This is a genomic window from Blautia sp. HCN-1074 (assembly GCF_037890165.1).
Lineage (GTDB): Bacteria > Bacillota > Clostridia > Lachnospirales > Lachnospiraceae > Blautia_A.
On record NZ_JBBKBP010000009.1, the window covers coordinates 112,616 to 136,606 of the forward strand.

A 23,991-nucleotide genomic window follows, 5' to 3' on the forward strand; every position below is an offset into this window, starting at 1 on the left:
AGTTTTTCGGTTTTTTTGTACCTATATAAGTGAAAGACTTTTTTAGACTGTTTTTTGGGAAGGAGGTTGAAAGGCATGTATGATACCAAAACCCGTATCGCATTGGTAAAAAAACGAATGCATGAATATCACCGCCGCCAGGAGCGGCGCACAGTCTGCCGGCTGTCTGTTCTGTGTACCCTGTTATTCCTGTCTCTCGTGGGAGCAATGGGGATAATGCAAAACAAGCCAATAAACGTTACGGGAATGTACGGTACAATCCTGCTGCATGAGGACGTGGGCGGTTATGTGTTGGTGGCTGTCATTTCCTTTACTGTGGCAGTCGTGATTACCGCATTATGTATCAAATTCAGAAAAAAAGGACAAAAGAGTCAAGACGCAGAAGATCATGTATAAAGAAAGGAAAAGGTGAAAAGTATGAGGAAAAAATTATTGGCCGGGATGCTGGCACTTGCACTGTGTTCTACAAATATGCCCCCCCAGACCATATTTGCGGAAGAATTTACTTCCGGAAATCAGGATGTAGTGTCTGAGGAAGAAACTCCGGAGATTTTTACCAATGAAGAGCAGGAAGCGGAAGGAGAGACAGATGAGGAACTGTCTGTATTCAGTTCAGAAGAGGTTCCTGAATTTAATGATGCCCCCGATGAGGCAATGGCTGCTGCGGAAAATGAACAAGCTGGAGAAATTGATTTAGCTGATAACGATAAGGTTATAAACGGAGTTTATACTATAAGGTCGGCAGGAGATCACAAATTCACATGTAGCCGGGAAACAGGAAATAGAATTGTGGTTGATGGAGGGAATACTTCAGAGCAAGACAACATCAACATTTATCTTAATAAAGTAAATATCAATACATCTACTGGTCCGGCACTGCGAATAAATGTTAATGTTAAAGCTACAGTCACTATCTATTTAACAGGCACAAATAATCTTATAGCAAAGAATACATGGTATGCCGGTTTACAGAAAGCTAACACAGCTTCGCTTATAATAACAACCAAGGTTTTAGACCCTACTGCAGGAATCTTAAATGCTCATGGTAGTAGCGATGGGGATGGCGCCGGAATTGGTGGCAGTAATATTACTATTAATAGTTGTTCTGTAATTGCTAGTTCTAAGTATGGTGCTGGAATTGGTGGCAACAAGCAAGGCGCTGGCAGTAATATTACCATTAATAGTGCTTCTGTAACTGCTAGTTCTACGGATGGTGCCGGAATTGGTGGCGGCCTTTACGGCGATGGCAGTGATATTATCATTAATAGTAGTTCTGTAACTGCTAGTTCTACGAATGGTGCCGGAATTGGTGGCGGCGAAGGAAATTCTTGCAGTGATATTACCATTAATAATAGTTCTGTAACTGCTAGTTCTACGAATGGTGCCGGAATTGGTGGCGGCAAGGGAGGCGCTGGCAGTAATAATATTACCATTAATGGCGGCTCGGTAAAAGCCTCTTCTGTATCCGGTTCCCCAACAAACGAAGGGAAAGAGGTTTATTGTTGTACTATTGAAAATCCCGAAAATGCGAACGTAACAATCAAAACTGGAACAGGTTCTAGGGTATGGGATTGGAAGCCTGTAAACCATTCCTCTCTCGACCCTGATGACACTAATCTGTATGTTTGGCTGCCCAAGCTCGAAGACAATTCTACAAAAAGCAATTATATGATTACACTTAACCCAGAAAATGGTTCAGAATCTCGAACACGGAATTATTCATTCGACACCGTTACCAACACATTTAAAGCTGCTCAAGCTGTTAATGATTTTATATTTAAGTCCCCTGTAAATCTTACTTACAATGGTCAGCCTAAAGAAGCCTCATTAGAGTTTAAATTTAAACCTACACACGAAAATGACAGAACAATCTTATTGAAATATTATAAAGGTAAATACGAAAATATCAAAGATAACATTGATACAATCGAACCGCTCCAAGGTGCTCCTGTAAATGCAGGCACATATACCGTAAAGGCTGAGATAGGGGAAAGTAAATCCTATTTTGAACATAAAGGATTAGTAAGTTCAGAATGGACATTTACTATAAAAAAAGCTTCTGTAGCACCAGGAGCAGATTTTAATAAAACTTCTATATCCGTTCTATGGTCCTGTAAAAAGATCAGAGACATTACCAATCCTTTTTCGGCTGACTGGAAATGGGATAACGATGTTAATCCTGATCAGGAATTACAAGTTGGAAAACCCATTACAGCTACCGCAATTTACAATGGCGACGATAAGGGGAATTACGAAAAAGAATCTATTACTTACACAATCACCAGAAGTCAATGCACGCACGAACACACCGCCGGACGTTATTACTCCTCTCCATCCTGTACTTCCAGCGGATATAGCGGAGATACCTACTGCACAGACTGTAATGAAACACTTTCCTATGGTTATACCATTTCCGCATACGGTCATGACTATGACAACGGCGTTATCACTACAGAACCAACTACAGAAACTGACGGAATCATAACTTACACCTGTAAACGATGCAAACATCAGGATACAAAAAACCTCGGTAAACTTGGTGACGGGGAACCTTACATTGAGGGAAGTTTTCAGAAGAAAGGCTGGGATGCTGTCAATGATCTGATTAAGGCTTCCAAAGAAAAGGATACCATCTCCATTATCATGAATGGTGCCAGGACACTTCCTGCTTCTGTTTTATCCGGGATAAAAGGCAAAGATATTTCCCTGAACCTTGATATGGAGAATGGTTTCATCTGGAAGATCAACGGTACTTCCATTACAGCAGAAATACCTGCGGATACCGATCTTTCTGTTACAAATACAGCAGAATATATCCCGGCAGCATTATACAGCCTGATCTCCACAAATCAGAATGATTTCGGTTTCCATCTTGGAAGAAGCGGAGCTTTTGATTTCCCGGCTGTGCTTTCTGTAAAAACAGATGCCTCCTGTGCAGGACTTATGGCAAATCTGTTCTGGTATGATGTTGAGAATGGGGTTCTGCAGTGTATCCAGACTGTAACTGTAGGCGGTGCATTTGAGCGCAGTATTCCATATGCCGACTTTACGCTTTCCAAAGGACAGGATTATTTCATAGCATTTGGTACAGAATCTCTCAATGGCAGAGTCATTCACACAGACGGAAGTATCACAGATGAAAACGGTGCATACCTGCGACCTGCAAACACAAAGATTTCCAGCTATTCCATTGACAGAAACAAGCTCACTGTCAGACTTTCCAAAGGATGTGCCGGCGCTCAGGGTTATGACTTCGCGATCAGCAAGAAATCAGATATGCTCAAAACCGGAAAGTTCAGCAAAACAGTTTCCTCATCCGGCAAGCCACAGGCATCTTTCAGATATCTTTCAAAAGGTACCTGGTATGTGGCAGCCCGAAGCTGGGTTCTGGATGCACAGGGCAATAAGGTCTATGGTTCCTGGACAAAGATCAAGAAGATCAAGATCACTGTTGTCACACCACAGCAGCCAAAGATCAGGAATATTACTGTAGAAGGAAACACTGTGACTGTTACTTACACAAAATGCAAAAATGCTACAGGTTATGAGATCCTGCTTGGAACCAAATACAAGACTTCCGCAGGTGAGAAATATCCGGTTAAGAAATATGTGAAACGTACAGAAGGCAAAAATACCGTAACTGTAACCTTTACAAACATAAAGAAAGGCACCTGGTATGTGACAGTACGTTCCTGGAATAAGACCTCCAAGGATAAATCCAGAGTTTACAGTCCATATTCCACAATGAAGAAATTCAAGACAAAGAAATAGCTTCTGTTTCTTAGATGTTACTGTGGAATGATAAAATGATGTCATCTGAATATATAAAAAACAGGGCAGATCTTCCGCAGTTTCGATACAATAATATAGCTTGATTTTCCGCTTTTGAGAGCTGTTTCGACAGCTCTCAAATTTTTTTAAAAAAATTTTATTTTCAGGTGAGAGTTTTTCGCTTTTTTGTACCTATATAAGTGAAAGACTTTTTAGACCTGTTTTTTTGAAAGGAGGATGGAAGACATGTATGATACAGAAAAGCGTATCGAATTGGTAAAAAAGCGAATGCATGAATACCACCGCCGCCAGGAGCGGCGCACAGTCTGCCGGCTGTCTGTTCTGTGTACCCTGTTATTCCTGTCTCTCGTGGGAACAATGGGGATAATGCACAGCCAGCCAATAGACATCACGGGAATGTACGGCGCAATCCTGATGCATGAGGACGCAGGCGGTTATGTGTTGGTGGCTGTCATTTCCTTTACTGTGGCAGTCGTGATTACCGCATTATGTATCAAATTCAGAAAAAAAGGACAAAAGAGTCAAGATGCAGAAGATTATGTTTGAAGAAAGGAAAGGTGTAAAGTATGAGAAAAAAGTGTTTCAAAAAAACTATTTCATTGGCATTATGTATCGTCATGTCTGTAACGATGACGGGAACTCCGGTATTGGCAGACGCTTTTACAGATGGCAGCCAGTCGATAATTTCCGAGAACGCAGAGATTCCGACAGTTGATGTGGAGTCTGCTACGAACTGCGGAGATGTAGCCAGTACAGAGGAAAACCTGACAGAGCCTGCGCTCTTGTCGGAAACGGAAGAAAAGTTTGACAATCCGGAATATGCAGAATTTTCCGGCGGGAATGATGCAGAAGTTGTCAGCGAGTTTTCCGATGACAGCGTTCCGGCTGCACAGACAGGAGGAAATAATGTTGTTTACCTGGATTCGAGGTCAGGAAATGATACAAATGATGGAAGCAGTGTAGAAAATGCCGTAGGGACTCTTGCGAAGGCTATAGCGATTGCCAATGGTGGAATTATCTATCTGCTTAATCCTATAGACATCAATGAAAATGTCACTCTGGAGAATGTGACACTTCGTCCGGGAAGAAGCACTATGTCACATATGCTGTATATACGGGGTGATGTAACGTTACAAAATATAATAATAAATAATATAACACCGGATGGTACGCCTTGCCAGTTCTCTGCTGATCCTATTGAGGTGGCAGGAACGTTGACTATAAAGGATGGCACTGAGATTGGACCGTTCCCGGGAAAAAGTTGTATTTATGCATTACCACATAGTACTGTAAATCTGAATGGTGGTGAAATCCAGGGAGATAAGCAGAACATAGTTGAGCGTGGCGGTGGAATATATGCGTTTAATGCAATTGTCAATGTGAATGGAGGTATAATCAGTGGACATAGTGCAACGTATGGCGGTGGAATATGTGCGATAGAATCAAATGTAAGTTTAAAAGGAGGCAGCATTGCTGGTAATAAAAGTGGACGGGGCTCAGGTGTCTACTTGGATATGTCTAACTTGTTTATGATAGAAGAAAATGGGAAAAGCTGCCAGATCACCCAAAATACAGTAACAAAAGAACCTTCTTCTAAAGATATGCACGGCGAAGGTGGCGGAATTTATCTGGTTTATTCTAAAGCAGAAATTTCATCTGGAACCATCAATGAAAATACAGCCATTGCAACAGCTCCTGACGAATACGGTAATGTCTTTGGCGGATTAGGTGGTGCAATTTCAGCAAAGTATTCAGAAGTAACCATCAAAGGAGATGCAGAAATCTGTAATAACAGTGCGGGTTACCGTGGAGGTGCGATATACACAGAGGGAACGAAAGATAATCGTTGTCTGCTTAATATAGAAGGTGGAACTATCAGCGGCAATCATGTGAATGGAAGCGGAGCCGGTATTTTCGCTCTATGTTCTAAGGGAATCAAACATAATATGGATGTGATATTTTGTGAGCGTAAGGAGTGGATAGGAATTGAAGAAAGGAGTTCAGCATGAGAAGAAAAAAAGATAAAAGCAATGGCATTACTGCTTTGTATGAAAGACTGTCTCGTGATGACGATAATGCTGGAGAGAGTAACAGTATCGTTCATCAAAAGCAAATGCTTGAAGATTATGCTATAAAACATGGTTTTACGAATCTTGTTCATTTTACCGATGATGGTTGGAGTGGAGCGACCTTTGACAGACCTTCATGGAACAGACTTGTTGAAGGTGTTAAAAACGGAGAAATCACTGCCTGTATCTGCAAAGATATGTCCAGAATCGGCAGAGACCATTTGCAAGTAGGTTTTTTCACTGACATTCTGTTTAGAGAAAAGGAAGTTCGATTTATAGCAATCAATAATGGTATTGACAGTGACCGTCAAGAAACCAGTGAGTTTGCCCCTTTTCTGAATATTATGAATGAGTGGTTTGTCAGGGACACAAGTAAGAAAATTAAAGCTGTACTGAAATCCAGAGGTTCTTCCGGCAACGCTCATACAAGTAATATCCCACCATACGGCTATTTGAAAGACCCCGAAAACCCCGACCATTGGATTATTGATGAAGAAGCTGCCGAAGTAGTCCGCAGAATTTATCGCATGACTATTGAGGGAAAAGGACCTTATCAGATAGCAAGAGAACTTTCAGAAGAAAAAATAGAAAGACCGTCTTATTATCTTGGAAAAAAGGGACTTGGAAATCATGCAAGCAACTATGACAAAGAAAATCCGTATATGTGGCGAGGAAATCAGGTTACTACTCTGATTGCCCGACCAGAGTATATCGGAAAGACTGTCAACTTCAGGACATTCAAAAATTCCTATAAGGACAAAAAGACGAAAAGGGCAGATAAGGAAGATTGGGTGGTTTTTGATGATACACAAGAGCCTATTGTCGATGAAGAAACATGGCTGCTTGCTCAAAAGTTAAGACAGAATGTAAGAAAAGCAGATCCTATGGGCGAGCCTAATGTTCTGACCGGAAAGATTTACTGTGCTGATTGTGGTGCGCCGATGTATAATCACAGGCAGCGGAAAGGGCGAGAAAGAATATACTATACTGCCAAAGGCGAAAAAAGGACAAGTTATTCCAATCCGGCAGATTGTTATGAATGTTCCACATATAATCTTGCTTATCAGAAGTATGACCGACATTGTACTTGCCACCATATTTCAACAAAAGTACTTAAAAGCATCATTCTGAAAACCATACAGGAGACTTGCCATTATGTTTCTTTGAATGAGCGGGAGTTTGTTTATTCTCTGCAAGAAGAATCGGCGATGAAAGATATTGCTGTTTCTGAAACTGTAAAAAACCGCATTGAAAGAAATCAGAAGCGAGTTCACGAACTGGATATGCTTATCAGGAAAATCTATGAAGATAATGTGATTGGAAGATTGCCGGACAGACTTTTTCAGAGTATGCTTACTGATTATGAAAATGAGCAGAACGAGCTGAACAAGATTATTGAGACTGACACCGCTGATATGCAACGGATTATAGGCGGTCAAAATAATGTGGAGCGTTTTCTAAAGCTGGTTAAAAAGTATGAGAACATTACAGAACTTACTCCTGCCATGATAAATGAATTTATCGACAAAATTCTGGTTCACGAGCCACAAGGAAAAGGTGCAGACCGCACCACAGAGGTGGAGATATATCTTAACTATGTCGGGCAATTTCAAGTACCTGTGGAGCAGCATGAACCAACAGAGGAAGAAAGGATTGCTGCTGAAAAAGAGGCGGAACGACTTCGCAGAAAACGAGAATCCAATCGTAAGTATATGAAAAAGATTCGTGAGAAATCAAAAGAATTTGCGGAGCATGAGCGTATAGCAGAAGAAAAAAGTTCTGATAGCAATGTGTGTGTTGAACAGAACGCCACAAGCAAATCAAATCGGCAAAAAGTGAAAGGAGAAAAAATAGCATGACAGAATTGAAATCACGAATCCATGATGAAAGCAACGGTCTGGACTATGTTCTTGTGGGCGATTACTATGTGCCGGACTTGAAGCTACCGGAGGAACACCGCCCTATCGGTATGTGGGGCAGACTGCACAGGACATATTTGGAGCAGTACCGCCCTACAAGGTTCTCTGCCCTCTGTTTATCCGGCGAACTGCATACTTACCTTGCTGACCTGAACGAACAGGCAGCGGAAAGGTGCAGCCTTATCATTGAGCAGATGAAACAAGCCGAGGGTGTGACCGAAACCATGAAAGCAGACAATCAGATGTTGTGGGTACAGTCCATGAACTCTATCCGTAACCGAGCCGAAGAAATCATCAGACAGGAAATGATTTACTGCTGATTTTATCAAGTCCAAAACCAACAATTTTATATCGTCAACGAAGCGACAGGTATTTCCTTATGAAGTGTCTGTCGCTTTTCATTTATCAAATTTTAAGGAGGAAAACACAATGAAGATGAACCAGAATGAAATGGAAACCCTTTATGCCTTTGGCTGTCCGAACCTGAAAGCAACTGTCGAGCGTTTGCGTATGGTAGCTGCCCTTGCACCCGATCCAGTGGCGAAGAAGCTGTTTTATATGCTTTCCGTCAAGCTGAGTGCTGAGGGTGTTGAAAGGTGGTATCGCTGCTTTTACTGCAAGCTGCGTGTGTTGAAAAACCATAGGGAGGGCTGCTATGACGAGACTGACGAAGATTGAGAAAGAAACAATCGTTCTCTTTAATGAGGGCGAGGACAAGGCAAATATCTACACCCACAACGCCGGATTGAAAAAGAGGTTGGCTGCTTTTGCTAAGAAGTACCCTGACCTTTGCCGACTGGAAAAATCCAATGTTCAAGGCGGTGTTTCTTATGAGCTGGCAAAGTCCCGTCTGTCTATCCGTTTCCTGCCGCCTTACAGTGAGGAACGCAGACAGAAAGCCAGCGAATATGCGAAAAAGCATGGGCTGAACAGCTAGCAGGGATAATGTGATAATCAGGGCTGATATGCGGTTAAAATGTCAGGTGCAGACCTGATGTTTTGACCGTTGCCTATCGCCTGTGAGGAAAGTATCGGGGACTATGGATTTTGCGAAAATGTGCGTTACAAGGTTTGAACAGGAACTCTGTACACAAAATTTTTTCTTCCATTCTTTAGGCTGATGAAGTATAATAGACAAAAGATAATTTTAGAAGTGAGCTTTTCGGGAGGCAGTATATATGGAAAAAAGTAAGGTAGAATTTGTATATAAAAATATTTCTTCATTAAACAAGATAAGTATAGTGAATAAAAAAATATTTCGTATTTTGCCATATATTTGTGTGCCATCACTTGTTGTAGGGGGAATTGCGGTTTTTCTAAAAGAAATGTTGCCTATAAAAGGAGTGTTGCCTGATTATATTAGACTTGTTTGCTTAGTCATATTTTTCTTAACCTTTTTGATGTGGTTGGTGTCTTTCTTTTTTGAATACATTTTCCTGTTTTTATGGAAATGCCCTGTATGTAAAGGAAAATTTCCATGGTATAAGACTACTTTGGGATATTTAGGAGAAGAAGGAGGTTGTCTTGTAAATAAAGAAGTTAAAGATATTTGTGACCGCAAGAATAAGAAAATATCTTTAATTCAATATGAAAATAGCAATTTAATCATTCCCAAAAAGTGTCCGCATTGTGGGGAAGTTATATGGAAAAAATAATTTTTGTAGATTACCTGTAATCTGCCACAACTGAATATGACCGTCAAGGTCAGATGAAGAAACCGATGTATTGAGCGTAAAGCGATCATGCGTCGGTTTTTCTTATTTCATGAGCTGACAGAATTCCGACTGTATATCACCCGTGAGGAAAGTATCGGTGACTATGGATTTTGCATAAATGCGCGTTACAAGGCTTGAACAGGAACTCTGCACACAAATTTTTCTTCCATTCGTTAAGTTGATGAAGTATAATGAAAAATAAGATAAAGTTAATTCTTGGAGGTGTTATTCATGTTTGGTTTTAAGAAAAATGAAAAGCCAACGCTCATTATTGAAGCAAAAGATCTAATGGAAATTATCAAGTCTGATTATGATAATGATATGGCTTTTACTCTTATTGAGTTTTCCTATAATGAGAAAAAATATGTGATGGGTTCCTGTGTTTTACCTGCTAACGCAGAGGAATGTAAAGAAAATATATCTTTTATATTTCAAGACAGAGTTTTTGAAAGTTTTGAGGAATTTCAAACTGCTATTATTATAGATAATAAAAACATCTTACAATTAGAAAAACCCCTTGAAATTTTAAGAGCAGGAATTATTGATAATGAGCCTATGCTGAAAACGCCATGGGGAGATAAAAGATTAGCTGATAAAGCTGTTAATAAATAGCGTGTCGCTTTGAAAGGAGTACAAATTTATGGCATTATTGATGTTTAGAACTTTTGGAGTGATTATAGTATCATTTATAGTCTTAATTATGTATGTTTTGCATAGAAAGAAAAATGGGAAGTTTATAAAACGAAAGGCTGTCAATGAAGAAGAAAAAATAAAATATCAAAAATGGGAAAAAATAATCAATGTGATGGCAGTTGTTGGGTTATTGATTCTCGGTATATTTATAACTGTTCCTTGTTGCTTGGATATACCTTATTTACTATCTAACAATTTAGTTGAAGTTACCGGAGAAGTTACACAAGGTGCAATGTCAGGAGAAAACTCTAATAGTGAAAGAAGAATACATATTAGAGATGAGAAAACTGGAGAAGAACATTCATTAAAATATTGGGGAACAGGTAGCGATTTAGGAGATAAGATAACTGTAAGGTATTTACCACACACAGAATATGGGTATGTAGTTGAATAGAATAAAAATAAATATCCTATTTTGTTTTGGGAAATTTGTAGATTACCTGTAATCTGCCACAACTGAATATGACCGTCAAGGTCAGATAAAGAAACCGATGTATTGAGCGTAAAGCGATCATGCGTCGGTTTTTCTTATTTCATGAGCTGACAGAATTCCGACTGTATATCGCCTGTGAGGAAAGTATCGGAGACTATGGATTTTGCGGAAATGTGCGTTATAGGTAAGTAAAAAACTACTTGATAGAGCGTGAATTGAATTGTTCATATCGGTATGATATAATTTACTGAAATGAAGCAAGAAGGTGGACTTTTGTATGAAAAAATTTTTGAAAATATTGCTAATCATTGTAGGAATAGTTTTTTTGATTTTTGCAGCGCTGATATGTATTGGACTGTTTGTTGATTATGATGACCATATTGAAAATGGTCGCTATACTTATGTTCCGGAAGATGACAATAAAGACAATGCATATGTCGAATTCAATTTGAGTGATTACGATAAAAAGGATTCTGAACTCATATATTATAACTCTATCGAAGAAGCTATTTTGAATTCCCCCTTAAAAGCAGAACATGAAAATTTATCAGCTCCAGAAGATTTTCTTAATCATGTTGATGAAATATTGCATATATGGAATGGCAAACAGTATGATACGGTTTTCTGTCGGGCAGGAAGTGATAACGATCCCGTTCAAGGTTTTGTGATTGCACGCTGCAAAAAAAAGATAGAAAATGAAAGTACACAATATGCGTTTGTAAATGCTACACCAGCTACCACTACACCAGATACCACTTATGGGGGAGACTTCAAAAAATTTATCCATTTATCTTTAACAATAAGTGATATTCAACAAGACTTAAATCCAAATTATCCGGATACCAGATTCGTTTTTGGCTATGCACATGATAAAGAAATTTACTCATTAGAAGTAGAAGGTCAAAAGCCAGATGGGATTATAGAATATGAAGAATATGGTAGAACGATGTATATGTGGTATTATAACGATTTGAAAAGCAATAAAAGAGGCGATTGTCTGAGCTACTCAGTAGATGTGCCAGAGTAATTTTTCAAATTGGCTAATCTGCCACAACTGAATATGACCGTCAAGGTCAGATGAAGAAACCGATGTATTGAGCGTAAAGCGATCATGCGTCGGTTTTTCTTTTTGCAAAATAGTCCGGTGGACTGTTTTGTAAAACCGAAGGAACTGACAGAGCTTGGGACGGGGCGAAGTCAGTTTGTTCGGGCGGGAGTACAGAGGGTGCAACCCTTTGTGCATGGGTACAGGGAATGCAATACCCCTGTGCAGGTCAAGGGCGGCAGCCTTGCCCAGTTAAGTGGCGCTTCGCCACTTAATACTGGGTATTACTTGACGCAGAAAGCCGCAAGGAATCAGCTTCGCTGCCCTTCTCCCCTGTCGGGGAAATCAAAAAGAAAAGGAGGAACTCATGTGAAATTAACAAGACACAATGGACGAGCCGGAAAGAATGGCGTTTATAATCCGAAGCACAATGACCGCAGTTTTGACATTGCCAACAGCGAACACATTGACGAAGAACGAGCCAAACAAAATCTCTATTGGGACTGTTACAATGGCTTCCGCAATTTCAAAAATCCCGAAAAGGAAAATGAGTTGTCTGCCACTTTTGAAGATGTGGAACAGCTTTTTTTTCGTCAGCGGTATCGTGATTTTGTGACCGGGCAGAATGAAAGAAATGTGAAGAACCGACACCCTGAAAGAAATAAGGAAACCGGAGATTTACTCAAAAGCAAAAAGACCTGTCCAGAGGAAACGGTCTATCAGATTGGAACGCTTGATAATCATGTTCCACCGGAATTGCTCATTGAGATCGTCACAGAATTTATGGAAATCGTAAATGAGCGTTTCGGTTCTCATGTCCATATCCTGAATTGGGCTCTGCACTTGGATGAAAGTACCCCTCATATTCACGAGCGTCATGTGTTCGACTGTGAAAATCAATATGGGGAGATTGCCCCACAACAGGAAAAGGCTTTGGAAGCACTGGGGTTTGAACTGCCGGAACCGGAGAAGCCTGTCGGAAGAAAAAATAACCGCAAGATGACTTTCGATTCAGCTTGCCGAGTGCTGCTGTTTGATGTGGCGAAAAAGCATGGCTTACAACTGGAAGAAGAACCGGAATATGGTGGTCGTGCCTATCTGGAAAAACAGGACTATATTCTTTTCAAGCAAAAGGAGCAACTGGCAGCACAGGAGCAAAAGTTGGAAGAACTCACGATGAAGATTGAGGATGTGGAAGCTCTGGTGGATGAGGTTGCCGATATTGCCTATGACAAGGCGGTTGAGGTCGTTGCTGATACTGTAAAACTGGAAACGCACAAGGAGGATATTAAACTGGTGGAGCAGTCTAAAGCGTGGATTCTCTCCCCTGAGCGTAAGGCTTCAAAGAAAGAAATCGAGTATGCAACGAAACGATTGGATGGCGTGATTGCCAGAATCACAAACGCTATGAAATCAACCATTCAGAGAATCCAAACCACGCTGATGAAGCCGGAGGTCAAAAAAGCCGGAACGGAGCAAATCAAGAAGAAAGCCAAAAGTTCCATTATAGAGCAGTTGAGCCGCAAAAAGAAAGAAATGGCAGAGCGTGAAGTCAGCCGGACAATTCCGGCGAAAAGCAAAAAACAGGATATGGAACTCTAAGGCACTTGCTGTTTTCACTTTGAAAATGACAGGTGCTTTTGCTTTAGGGAGCAAGAAAATATCTTCCATTCTTTAGGTTGATGAAGTATAATGGAGATACACTATTTGAGAATCTTAAAGAGGTAACGGCTATCATGAAAAAATTATTAACATTGGTGTTACTTGTTTCCCTATGCTTAAGCGGTTGTGCATTAGGGAACAATGTATCGGATATATTAAAGATATGTTAAAAGATTTTTTGCCAATAGAAAACAGTGATGATTGGATAATGTCGATATTAAGCAACAATATTAAGGTCGATAAAGATGGTGAAGAAACGTTAGAAATTTGTGGAGTAATGGGATAGGAGACCAGCTATGAATATTAAAGAACTTGTACTAGTAATCAGCATTCTTTTATCCATAAGAATAGCTGAATACGCTATGAAAAAATATAAGGAACAGAAAGACGTTGAGGTAACAAAAAAGCAGAAATCCAGAAAGCAGACAAAAAAATATATAATTACAGCACCCAGCATCTTGAAAGTAGGATTACCATGCGGAATATTTTTTGGTTGTACAACTATTGCTTTTATTTTAAGTCAGATCTTCAAATGGGAATTTGTACAACAGATAGAAAATTGTTATTTTATGTTGATTTGTTTGTTGGTATCTATAGGATTTACAGTATTAGGAATTGTTCTGACATTATATGGATACATATGGAAGATAGAATATGACACACAAGAGATTATCTACCGTTCTGCATTAGGAATTACAAGGAAATATAGAATTGAAGATATTACAAGATGCGTAGGAAAGAGAAGAAATCAATATCGCTTTTATCAAGGGGAGAAAAAGATATTCCAGTATGAAATGGATGCAGAAGGAGATGTTTATGATTTACTAATTATTTTGAAAAAAAGGGGGATAGATGAAGAAGAATTGATTCCATCTACGAAAGAGCACTGCATCGTAGAGCCAATGATTATCCGGAAAATATTGCCTATCATAGGTTTCTGCATTTATACTTTTTTTACAATTGTATTATTTTTGACTCGAGATGGGAAAATTTGGATGTATCTGTTGCTGGGAGTGATAGATTTACTGTTGCTTTATTACAGCGGTGTCTATTGGTATGATCAACTGGAAGTACAAGACAAACTTTATAAGAAAGATTTTCTAAAGAAAATGCGGACAGTTGAATTTAAAGAGATTACAAAGGTTGAGCAACACAAAAGTATAATAGAAAAGGAGTACATAATTATTTATGTAAAAGGAGAAAAAACAATAAAAATAGACAGATATAATGAAAATGTAGAAGTTTTGCTAATGAGATTAAAGGATGAAAAAATATCTGTAATGTGATTGATAAATAATGTGGAAGATTAGGATAAAGAAGAAGCAGTACTTATTCGGATAAAAAAGGAAAGCGGAGAACACCAGATCTCTTACTGGTACAATTTTCCAGTATTGAAACGTATATTGGTTCAGCATTTGGTGGTGCATTAGGTGGAATTTTGGGAGCACCTTCAGCTATAGGAAAAGTAGGTACAACTATAGGCGCTTCTGAAAAGATACTAAATTTTTTATCAAAGCCCTTTATTATTGGAGGGATTTCAAGTGGAACATCAACATTAGTTGGGGAAAGTCTTGAAACGATGACAGGAACAAATAAAAGGGGAATAGAACAAATCGGCTTGGATGTACTTGAAGATTTGATTTTAGGAGGTATCTTAGGCGGTATAGGATCAAAAATAAAAATAAAAGGATTAAATGCAGGAAGAAATAACTATCAAGCAATTTTTGCAGGAGGAATAACAAGGCTTGTTAATGGGACAGGTGCAATGCATCTTAAAACATTATTAAAAGGATATATTGCACAATTAGTTGAATCGATAAGAGATGGAGTAGCAGGAGAGATATATGATTATATAAAAACAGAATTATTTGGTTGTGGGGAGGCATAAAATGGAATTTAGTATTTTTAGACTTGAAATAAGAGGGATATTGTTTGGAATAGCAGTATTATGTTATATAGTGTATTGTATAAAAAAAGAAAGTTTTTATTTGCACTTTTTTTTAAGAAAAAAAGTGTTGTAGAGCAATATAAATATAACGGTAGAAATGATATTAAATTACTTAGAGGTGCTAATTTAATGTTATTAATAACGGTAATTTTTATTTTAGTATATATAATGAAAATTATTTTTGATATTCCGTACATAATTAATAAAGAATATTTTTACATTAAAGGCTATACTATTGAACAAAGTCATGGTGGTGCGGATGTTTCTCATGAACGTAGAAGCATTTTTGTAAAGGATGAAGATACAGGAAAAGTATTTGAAATTACGGTTTTTTCAGAATACATTGATGAAAACGATTTTTTAGAAGTTGAATTTTTGCCACATACCAAATATGGAGCAATTATTTCGAGAGAAAAATCGAGATGATTAGGTTAATTGGAAGTTACCATACGAGGAGAAAATGCTATGACAATATCTGATTTCAAGAAAGACACAAGCCTGACAAGTATACCGGAAAACAGCAGCAATCTTACAAACTTAGATTTAGAACCTGTAATCGCCTATGGCAGACTGCGTGCATTATTTGGAGAACCCAATTATGAAACACAGAATTTTGAAGACGCTTACTCTTATATTCTATTTGTTGAGTCGGAGTCTTCTGAAAAAATTTACTTGGAAGTGTATGAGGGAAGCAGCGGACCGGCGATTGGTGGTCTGAACAATGCTGAGAGTTTGCAAGCTGCTGAAACTCTGAAGAAATTGATAGAGGAATCAGAAGAAGTGGCAGATTATCAGTATGAGGGATACTATTTGGATTTAGATTCAAAAATCACTATGGGTATCAAAGATGGCGTGCCTTATTATAACGAGGAATTTTGTGAGGAAATTCCCGATTTTCAGTAATTAGACGAAATAATTATCATTTAGAAGAAGCAGGAAATCTGAAAAGGTCTCCTGCTTTTTTGCACCCCAAATTGAATATGGAACTCTAAAGCACTTGCTGTTTTCACTTTGAAAATGACAGGTGCTTTTGCTTTAGGGAGGGTAAGTTTGTCAGAAAACTAAGTTAAAAATATTTCACTTTTGCTATTGACATTTGTATATCTGAGTGATATATTTATAACATCGCAAGTGCGAAATATATAACATTGTAGGAAGAAACATGAATAAAAAAGTATCTTTAAGAGAAATTGTTGGAACAAAAATAATCTACGCAATCATTCTTGCATCTTACTACTGGATGTGGGCAAGAACGGATTGGAAAGACTGGTATCTAACTTTACAGCTTGTACTTGGTTGTTTCCTTGCTGCTTTTTTTGCATTTCAGCAAATGAGAATTAAGAAATACAAAAAGGAAGGAATTGATGAAATGGCAGAGCGAAACTTGAAACGATGTGATTCATTTTGCTTGAAGGTTTTTGTCGCTGTTATGGTTGTAGTTGCCTGGGGATGTGCTGTTTTGGGTCATGTTGATGCTATCAATATGGGAGTAGTTGGGTGGATTATAGTTTTAACTATTTTGATTTTATCTATTATTAGAACATTGATGTTTGTGATTATAGATAGCAAGGGGGTATGATATGGCTCTTGTTACAAAAATTAAAGAATATCGTGAGCAGGCAGGATATAAGCAAAGCGAACTTGCAGAGCTTGTTGGTGCGAGACGAGAAACGATAGTTCACCTTGAAAATGGCAGATATAATCCGTCTCTTAAATTAGCCATGGATATTGCAAAAGTATTTCATGTTACAGTGGAGGAGTTATTTGAATTTGTAGAAGATGAGAAATAAAATTTAGACATCTTCTTACTAATAAATCTTCACAGCTTTACTAAGCAGGAAATCCGAAAAGGTCTCCTGCTTTTTTGCACCCAAAATTGAATATGGAACTCTAAGGCACTTGCTGTTTTCGTTTTGAAAATGACAGGTGCTTTTTTCGTTTCAGGAAAGGAGTCACATGAATGTATTTGAAGTTGTAAAAGAAAATGTTACTGCCCGACAAGCCGCAGAAGCCTATGGCTTGAAAGTGGGTCGCACAGGTATAGCGTGCTGTCCGTTTCACTCGGATAAGTCCCCCAGTATGAAGCTGGATGAACGCTATTACTGTTTTGGCTGCGGAGCAACCGGAGACGCTGTTGATCTGACAGCGAAGCTATTCGGTATCGGGCTGAGGGAAGCTGCTGTCAAACTTGCTGAAGATTTTGGTCTTAACTATGACAGCCGACAAAAGCCCAGTGTCCGCCCTCGTATTCGTGAGCCGACACCGGAACAGAAGTATCAAAAAGGAGAAAATCATTGCTACAAGGTGCTGACGGATTATTTTCATCTTCTTAGAGAATGGGAAAAGAAATACGCTCCTAAACAGCCGGATGAGGAATGGAATCCTCTGTTTGCAGAAGCACTGCACAGGAAGAACTATATCGAATATCTGCTTGATATTCTTCTGTATGGTTCATTGGAGGAACGAAAAGCACTTGTGGCAGAACAGAGAAAGGAGGCGTTGAAACTTGAACAGCGAATTGCAGAACTGTCAGCAGACAGAACCATGCACAGTAGAAGAAATCCGAAACAGCTTAGAGCAGAGCGAGAAAGGTAAGGTTTATAATACTGCCGCAAATTATAAGCGTGTTCTGCAATATGACCCACTTTTGAAAGGGGCTATCCGAAAAAATCTTCTGACCGAAAGAATCGACATTGTGAAGCCCCTCGGCTGGTATCGTGACAGCCCGACATTGACGGATGTAGATGTGAAATATCTGCTCCTATATTTTGAAGAAAACTATGGATTGACCGTAGAGAAGAAAATCATAGACGCAGTTGCGGTTATTGCCAACGAAAACCGTTACCACCCTGTCTGCGATTTTCTCAATGCCCTACACTGGGACGGAACGGAACGCATACGCTTCTGTCTGCACCGCTTTCTCGGTTCTGATACAGATGATTACACCTATGAAGCATTGAAGTTGTTTCTGTTGGGTGCTATCTCACGAGCCTTTAAGCCGGGGTGCAAATTTGAGGTAATGCTCTGTCTTGTAAGCGGTCAGGGAGCCGGAAAGTCCTCTTTCTTCCGTTTGCTTGCGGTCAATGATGATTGGTTCTCTGATGACTTGAAGAAGCTGGATGATGAAAATGTGTACCGCAAAATGCAGGGGCATTGGATTATTGAAATGTCGGAAATGATTGCAACCGCCAACGCTAAGAGCATTGAAGAAATCAAGTCCTTTCTGAGCCGACAAAAGGAAACCTATAAGATACCGTATGAAACACATCCGGCAGACAGAAAACGACAATGTGTGTTTGGAGGTTCTTCCAATACCCTTGACTTTCTTCCCCTCGACCGAACAGGCAACCGCCGCTTCGTTCCGGTTATGGTCTATCCTGAAAGGGCTGAGGTTCATATTTTGGCAGATGAACAGGCTTCAAGAGAGTATATCAATCAGATGTGGGCAGAAGCTATGGAGATTTACAGAAGCGGAAATTTCCGTCTGAGATTCAGTCCGGCTATGAACGCTTATCTGAAAGCCCACCAAAAGGACTTTATGCCGGAGGACACAAAGGCAGGACAGATTTTAGACTATTTGGAACGCTATTCCGGCAGCATAGTCTGCTCTAAGCAGCTTTACAAAGAAGCACTGGGGCATGATTATGACGAACCGAAACAATGGGAGCTGCGAGAGATCAACGACATTATGAATAATGCTGTCACAGGCTGGAGGGCGTTCAGCAATCCGAGGTATTTTCCAGAGCCTTACCGCAGACAAAAGGGCTGGGAGCGTATCAGGAACGACAACGAGCCTGACAACAGTATGGATGGTTTTCAGGAAATCCCGACAGAGGAAATGGAACAGTTAGGACTTCCGGAAGAATGGTTGAAGCAAAAATAAAAGCTCGTTGTCGCTTCGGTTGTCGAGCCGGTTGTCGGTCTGGTTGTCGGGCAAAAATCCCGAAAGCCTTGATATTGCGGCACTTTTCCCTCTCTGACAACCATGACAACCAATATTATAAAGAAAAAGAAAATAGTAAAAAGATAGTATCGCCCGATAAAGAAAAAAGGTTTTCTGATGTCCGTTGTCGGAACTTCGTTGTCAGACCTTTCCTTGTCGGGCTTTTTTCATTCAAGGAGGAATATCGTATGACAAATATTGTGAACAGTACACTACCCACCCCAAATAACCATTCGGAGAAAAACAAACCGGATGGAGTTTTTGTGATTAAGCAAGGCAAAACAAATTATAAAGTCAAAGTGTTTTTTGACCATAGTAGCGGTTTGACTGCTGAGGACAGGTTGAAACGCATTATTCAGGCAGAAGCAGAGAGAGAATCTGCGTAAGTAATATAAAAAATATCCACGCACCCCCTTGACAAAAGCTTTCAGATGTGAAAATTTCCGGTGGAACGATAACAAATAATTACAGTGGAACAGGAGAGAATGAAGAAGAAAATGCAATCGTCTTGATGGGGTGGGATCCGAATCTGACTGAAAAAACCGGTTTCGCAGATCTGTATCTTAGACGCAGTCCGAAAATAACGGGAAGCGTAACACTTGCCGATGATTATTGTGCTACAGACAGCAAAAATTATAGTCCGCTTATTTATGTGGATGATTCATTTAAGGTAAACAAACCTATTTTAATAGGTCCTATATATGGTGACGATCCAGATACGCCAGCAGTTATATATGCTAATGAATCTATAGCCGGGAATTATCAGTCACACTTTTGTTCTAAAGAAGGCAGTAACAGGGAGCTGGTAAAAAAAGGAGCAACTTTAAAATGGGTAGTTAAAGTTAATGTTAGATTGAGGACTTTTGCTGACATTACTGATTTTCCTAAGCTTAATCCAGAAAAAAGTATTTATCTTATAAAGGGAGAAAAAGTGAGTCCCAAAGATATTCCTGAAGCGGCAGTGATACTTGGTTACGAAAGAACTGGATGGCGCAATGAAAGTGGCAATACTACCTGGGATCCTGATTCTGAGATCACAGACAATATGATAATACGGGAAGTATGGGCTCTGGTAAAGCCAATAGTCCAAGTTTCAGCGGATAAAGAAAAAGGCTGTCCGTCTTCTAAAATTGTTTTAACGGCAAAGGCAACGCATGTGCTTGACGATAAAAGCATTACGTACAGCTATCAATGGTATAAAGATAATCAGACTCTGGATGGTCAGACAGGAGGAACTCTTGCAGTCTCTGAGGAGGGAACCTATAAGGTGGAGGTAACAGCTACAAGTCAAGCAGGAGCGACATCTAAAGAAACAGCATCTATTGTAATTCCTGCGTTTGAACATTCTTATTCCTGGCAGTCTGATAAAACAAATCACTGGAAGCACTGCAGCATTGGAAATGAGGATACAGCACAGGAAGCACATCAATTTGATGGCTGGACAGTAATAAAGCAGGCATCAATCGGAGTGGAAGGAGAGAAGGAAAGAACCTGTAAGGTTTGTAGATACAAAGAAACGGCAACAATCCCGGCAATCTATATCCCAAGTTACCCGGTAACAGGTATCAAGGTATCTCAGGACACCCTTATGCTTACAAAGAAGGACGAGACTGCACAGCTTTCCGCTGAGGTAATTCCGTCTTATGCAGACAATACACGGGTAACCTGGAAGTCCAGTGATGAAAATGTGGCAACTGTAGATGAGAAGGGTAAAGTAACCGCAGTTGGAAATGGAACAGCTACAATCACAGCCACATCCGTAAGCGGAAATTATACCGCAACTGTAGCCGTAACCGTAAAGATTCCTGTAGAAATTGAGAAGATCTCGATTGAAGCAGAGAAGGAAACACTGACGAAGATTGGTGAATCCACAGAACTGAAAGTTAAGATCGAACCTGAGAACGCGGATGCCCAGAAGCTGATCTGGAAGTCTGACAATGAAATGATCGCTGCTGTAGATGAGAATGGTAAAGTAACAGCAATCGGAAATGGAACGGCAATAATTACAGTAACGACAGAAGATGGAAAAAACACAGCTTCAATAACAATCACAGTGAAGATCCCTGATGAGCCTGTAATTAACAAAACAAAAGGGTTCGGACGCTTAAAAGTCCGTTCTGTAAACCAGACGAAAACTTCCATAACCTTAGAATGGAGTAAACTTGATGGTGTGGACGGATATTTGGTATATGGAAACCGCTGCAATACAAGTACAAAGACATACAAATACAAAAAGCTTGCCACTATTACAAACGGACGTACATGGACACATAAAAATCTGAAGAAAGGCACTTTCTATAAATATATCGTAAAAGTATATAGAATAGTAGATGGCAAAAAGGTAGTGACAGATACATCTGCCTCCATACATGTAATCACACAGGGCAGCAAATACGGAATTGCAAGATCTGTTTCCGTAACTAAGATTGGAAACAAAAAGAATGTTTCAAAAATAACCCTGAAAAAAGGAAAAACAGCACAGATCACAGCAAAAGAAATAAAAAAGGACAAAAAGATCAGACACCACAGAAATCTCTGCTATGAAAGCAGCAATACAGCAGTAGCCACTGTTACTCCGGAGGGGCTTCTCCAGGCAGTTGGTAAGGGGACCTGTACGATATGGGTATATGCACAAAACGGTGTATATGCGGCACTGACGGTTACTGTGAAATGATAAAACATGATATCATCTGAATATATATAAACTACGGCCACCAGCTAATCCAGTGACCATAAGCAAAGGGGCAGCACACATTTCAGCAAGAGTTGGATCGAAGCGTTTTGTTTTTTATATTCAAGTACTGACGAAAAAAAGCCATAAGTGACTCCAACAGCTATCATTTGTTCTGATTCTGTTTTCTACAAAAGAAATAAAAAATATTAAGATATTAGAAAATCATAGGTATATAATCTTTAACACCAAAAACCGGATTGAGTTTATTCTGCTCAATCCGGTTTTACCCTATTCCCTTTCTCTTTTTAAAGTTTAACTTTTGTTGTTATACTATGATGCATTACAAAGCTTTTTCAGCTTTAAAAGCGAACACATCATTGGGCGTACAGTTAAGAATGCGGCGAAAAAGGGAATATTGGGAAATAGGCAGTCTATTTTCTGCTATGTCTCAGATAAAAAGTCTTTTAATATATCCTGACTAATGCTATAATATTCCAAAATGTTAATAGACATACATTTGTTATTTCCAAAATGTTGATTTATATACATTTTCTAATTATAAAATGTTGATACACGAACTATAATAGTTACTGTAGATATTTTTATATTATTTGTTGATAGGAGGTACCTCATGTTAAAAAGGAAAGTGACGCATTCAATAAAAAAATGGATCAATTCTAAAAACAAAAAATGTCTTGTGATTCAAGGAGCCAGACAAACAGGAAAGACTTATATAGTCGAAAGGTTTGCAGAAGAAAACTATGAAGAAATTGTTGAAATAAATTTCAAACAGATACCTTCTGCGATGGATATTTTTTCCGGTGATTTAACAGTAGATAATATGGTTATGGCTATGCGGTTTCGCTTTCCTGAAAAGAAGATTATCCCAGGAAAGAGTTTGATTTTTCTGGATGAAATTCAGGAGTGTCAGGAAGCGATTACCTCTCTTAAATTTTGGGCATTGGATAACCGATTTGACGTTATTGCATCGGGATCACTTTTGGGAATTGATTATAAACGTGCATCTTCTTATCCTGTTGGATATGTTGATTATTTGAAAATGTATGGAATCGATTTTGAAGAATTTCTTTGGGGGATGGGCATTTCTGAAGATATGATAATGAAGCTTTGTAGCTATCTTGATTTGAAGGCCATTATTCCAGAGGCAATCCATTCTCAGATGATGAAGTATTTTCGACAGTATATTGCAATAGGCGGTATGCCTGAAGCAGTTCAGAAGTATATAGACACAAGAGACTTTAGAGAAGTTGATAGAATTCAGAGAAGTCTGTTACAAGGATACCAGTATGATATAGCGCATTATGCTACAGCTGAGGAAAAAGTTAAGGCAGAAAAATGTTACCTATCCCTTGCAAAACAGTTATTGGATAAAGAGAATCATAAATTTCAATATAAAGAAGTCGAGCATGGAGGCAGGGCACAGAAATATTTTTCAAGTATAGAATGGTTACTTCGTGCAGACATGGTACATTTGTGTAAACGTGTAACAGATATAAGGTTTGATCTGGATGATTATGCAAGGGATGATTTTTTTAGAGCTTATACAACTGACTTATCTCTGTTAATGGCAATGAAAGATTTTTCCATAAAACAGCATATCATAGAAAATACTTTGATCGGAAATTCAAAAGGAGGCATCTTTGAATGTGCTGTAGCGGATGCTTTATATAAGAAAGGGTATCCGTTATATTTCTACAAAAATGAGACAACAAAAAAAGAAATTGATATAATTATCCAAAAAGATGGAAAAGTAATTCCTATTGAGGTCAAGAGTGGAAATACACGCGCAAATTCGCTAAAATCAATTATGAAAAATAATAAAGATATAAGTTTTGGATATAAGTTTATAGATGGAAATATAGGAGCTAGTAAAGAGGGTATTATTACATTACCTCTCTATATGGTAGCATTTTTTGATATTTAACCGAATCAAGTAAGTCCCCTGTTTCAATAGGGAAAAGCAATAAGCTGTGGGTGGGCTATTCCATTTCCCTATTGCTGGTTTGATTTTCCGCAGTTCGATACAATAATATAACCTGATTTTCCGCTTTTGGGAGCTGTTTCGGCAGCTCTCAAA

General features: G+C 39.0%; 25 protein-coding genes. All 25 read left to right on the forward strand.

The genetic code is table 11. From position 1 onward, the window contains the following. Window positions 1-75 precede the first annotated feature (75 nt). Window positions 76-396 (forward strand): hypothetical protein, encoded by a 321-nt coding sequence (locus WKT11_RS09955; RefSeq protein ID WP_181977702.1) that lies wholly within the window; start codon window positions 76-78, stop codon window positions 394-396. 21 nt (window positions 397-417) lie between these two features. Next, window positions 418-3,771, forward strand: coding sequence for a hypothetical protein (locus WKT11_RS09960; RefSeq protein WP_118136878.1), 3,354 nt, complete (start codon window positions 418-420; stop codon window positions 3,769-3,771). A 246-nt stretch (window positions 3,772-4,017) separates the two neighbouring features. Beyond that, window positions 4,018-4,338 (forward strand): hypothetical protein, encoded by a 321-nt coding sequence (locus tag WKT11_RS09965; protein WP_119244544.1) that lies wholly within the window; start codon window positions 4,018-4,020, stop codon window positions 4,336-4,338. A gap of 20 nt (window positions 4,339-4,358) precedes the next feature. Beyond that, a complete protein-coding gene (locus WKT11_RS09970; protein WP_117677517.1) occupies window positions 4,359-5,801 on the forward strand; it encodes a hypothetical protein in 1,443 nt (480 codons plus the stop codon). Beyond that, complete coding sequence (locus WKT11_RS09975; protein WP_117677516.1) at window positions 5,798-7,720, forward strand: recombinase family protein; 1,923 nt, start codon at window positions 5,798-5,800, stop codon at window positions 7,718-7,720. Before WKT11_RS09970 ends, WKT11_RS09975 begins: the two co-directional genes overlap by 4 nt. Next, window positions 7,717-8,100 carry a TnpV protein gene (locus tag WKT11_RS09980; protein WP_117677515.1) on the forward strand — a complete coding sequence of 128 codons (384 nt, stop codon included), beginning with the start codon at window positions 7,717-7,719 and terminating at the stop codon, window positions 8,098-8,100. Before WKT11_RS09975 ends, WKT11_RS09980 begins: the two co-directional genes overlap by 4 nt. A gap of 109 nt (window positions 8,101-8,209) precedes the next feature. Next, entirely contained in the window at window positions 8,210-8,458 is a 249-nt protein-coding gene (locus WKT11_RS09985; RefSeq protein ID WP_117677514.1) for a ferredoxin, read from the forward strand. Further along, window positions 8,436-8,717: a molecular chaperone gene (locus tag WKT11_RS09990; protein ID WP_117677513.1), complete on the forward strand. Its 282-nt coding sequence runs from the start codon at window positions 8,436-8,438 to the stop codon at window positions 8,715-8,717. The genes WKT11_RS09985 and WKT11_RS09990 overlap by 23 nt, the downstream gene beginning before the upstream one ends. Window positions 8,718-8,958: 241 nt before the next feature. Further along, on the forward strand, window positions 8,959-9,435 hold the full coding sequence (locus WKT11_RS09995; RefSeq protein WP_117677512.1) for a hypothetical protein: 477 nt from the start codon (window positions 8,959-8,961) through the stop codon (window positions 9,433-9,435). Window positions 9,436-9,726: 291 nt separating this feature from the next. After that, window positions 9,727-10,107, forward strand: a complete 381-nt coding sequence (locus WKT11_RS10000) for a hypothetical protein (RefSeq protein WP_003023131.1) — start codon at window positions 9,727-9,729, stop codon at window positions 10,105-10,107. A 28-nt stretch (window positions 10,108-10,135) separates the two neighbouring features. Beyond that, window positions 10,136-10,582, forward strand: coding sequence for a hypothetical protein (locus WKT11_RS10005; protein WP_003023134.1), 447 nt, complete (start codon window positions 10,136-10,138; stop codon window positions 10,580-10,582). Between the two features lie 316 nt (window positions 10,583-10,898). After that, the gene (locus tag WKT11_RS10010; RefSeq protein ID WP_015541020.1) at window positions 10,899-11,648 is read left to right on the forward strand and encodes a hypothetical protein; all 750 of its coding nucleotides are present in this window, start codon (window positions 10,899-10,901) and stop codon (window positions 11,646-11,648) included. Window positions 11,649-11,732: 84 nt separating this feature from the next. Further along, on the forward strand, window positions 11,733-13,268 hold the full coding sequence (locus WKT11_RS10015; RefSeq protein WP_181977740.1) for a serine/arginine repetitive matrix protein 2: 1,536 nt from the start codon (window positions 11,733-11,735) through the stop codon (window positions 13,266-13,268). A gap of 223 nt (window positions 13,269-13,491) precedes the next feature. Beyond that, a complete protein-coding gene (locus WKT11_RS10020) occupies window positions 13,492-13,614 on the forward strand; it encodes a hypothetical protein (RefSeq protein ID WP_256372488.1) in 123 nt (40 codons plus the stop codon). Between the two features lie 10 nt (window positions 13,615-13,624). Further along, window positions 13,625-14,614, forward strand: coding sequence for a DUF6560 family protein (locus WKT11_RS10025; RefSeq protein ID WP_117677511.1), 990 nt, complete (start codon window positions 13,625-13,627; stop codon window positions 14,612-14,614). A gap of 152 nt (window positions 14,615-14,766) precedes the next feature. After that, window positions 14,767-15,216, forward strand: a complete 450-nt coding sequence (locus WKT11_RS10030; RefSeq protein ID WP_117677510.1) for a hypothetical protein — start codon at window positions 14,767-14,769, stop codon at window positions 15,214-15,216. Window positions 15,217-15,276: 60 nt separating this feature from the next. Further along, window positions 15,277-15,702: a hypothetical protein gene (locus WKT11_RS10035; RefSeq protein ID WP_235816026.1), complete on the forward strand. Its 426-nt coding sequence runs from the start codon at window positions 15,277-15,279 to the stop codon at window positions 15,700-15,702. A gap of 39 nt (window positions 15,703-15,741) precedes the next feature. Further along, entirely contained in the window at window positions 15,742-16,179 is a 438-nt protein-coding gene (locus WKT11_RS10040; RefSeq protein ID WP_015541023.1) for a hypothetical protein, read from the forward strand. A 259-nt stretch (window positions 16,180-16,438) separates the two neighbouring features. Continuing rightward, the gene (locus tag WKT11_RS10045; protein ID WP_117677509.1) at window positions 16,439-16,855 is read left to right on the forward strand and encodes a hypothetical protein; all 417 of its coding nucleotides are present in this window, start codon (window positions 16,439-16,441) and stop codon (window positions 16,853-16,855) included. A 1-nt stretch (window position 16,856) separates the two neighbouring features. Beyond that, entirely contained in the window at window positions 16,857-17,066 is a 210-nt protein-coding gene (locus WKT11_RS10050) for a helix-turn-helix transcriptional regulator (protein ID WP_015541026.1), read from the forward strand. A gap of 166 nt (window positions 17,067-17,232) precedes the next feature. Further along, window positions 17,233-17,871, forward strand: a complete 639-nt coding sequence (locus WKT11_RS10055) for a CHC2 zinc finger domain-containing protein (RefSeq protein WP_015541027.1) — start codon at window positions 17,233-17,235, stop codon at window positions 17,869-17,871. After that, complete coding sequence (locus tag WKT11_RS10060; RefSeq protein ID WP_117677508.1) at window positions 17,783-19,159, forward strand: virulence-associated E family protein; 1,377 nt, start codon at window positions 17,783-17,785, stop codon at window positions 19,157-19,159. Before WKT11_RS10055 ends, WKT11_RS10060 begins: the two co-directional genes overlap by 89 nt. Further along, window positions 19,141-19,605, forward strand: a complete 465-nt coding sequence (locus WKT11_RS10065) for a transposon-encoded TnpW family protein (RefSeq protein ID WP_242986937.1) — start codon at window positions 19,141-19,143, stop codon at window positions 19,603-19,605. The genes WKT11_RS10060 and WKT11_RS10065 overlap by 19 nt, the downstream gene beginning before the upstream one ends. Before the next feature lie 47 nt (window positions 19,606-19,652). Beyond that, window positions 19,653-21,893: an Ig-like domain-containing protein gene (locus tag WKT11_RS10070; RefSeq protein WP_117677507.1), complete on the forward strand. Its 2,241-nt coding sequence runs from the start codon at window positions 19,653-19,655 to the stop codon at window positions 21,891-21,893. A gap of 631 nt (window positions 21,894-22,524) precedes the next feature. Beyond that, window positions 22,525-23,838 (forward strand): ATP-binding protein, encoded by a 1,314-nt coding sequence (locus WKT11_RS10075; RefSeq protein WP_117677506.1) that lies wholly within the window; start codon window positions 22,525-22,527, stop codon window positions 23,836-23,838. Window positions 23,839-23,991 lie beyond the last annotated feature (153 nt).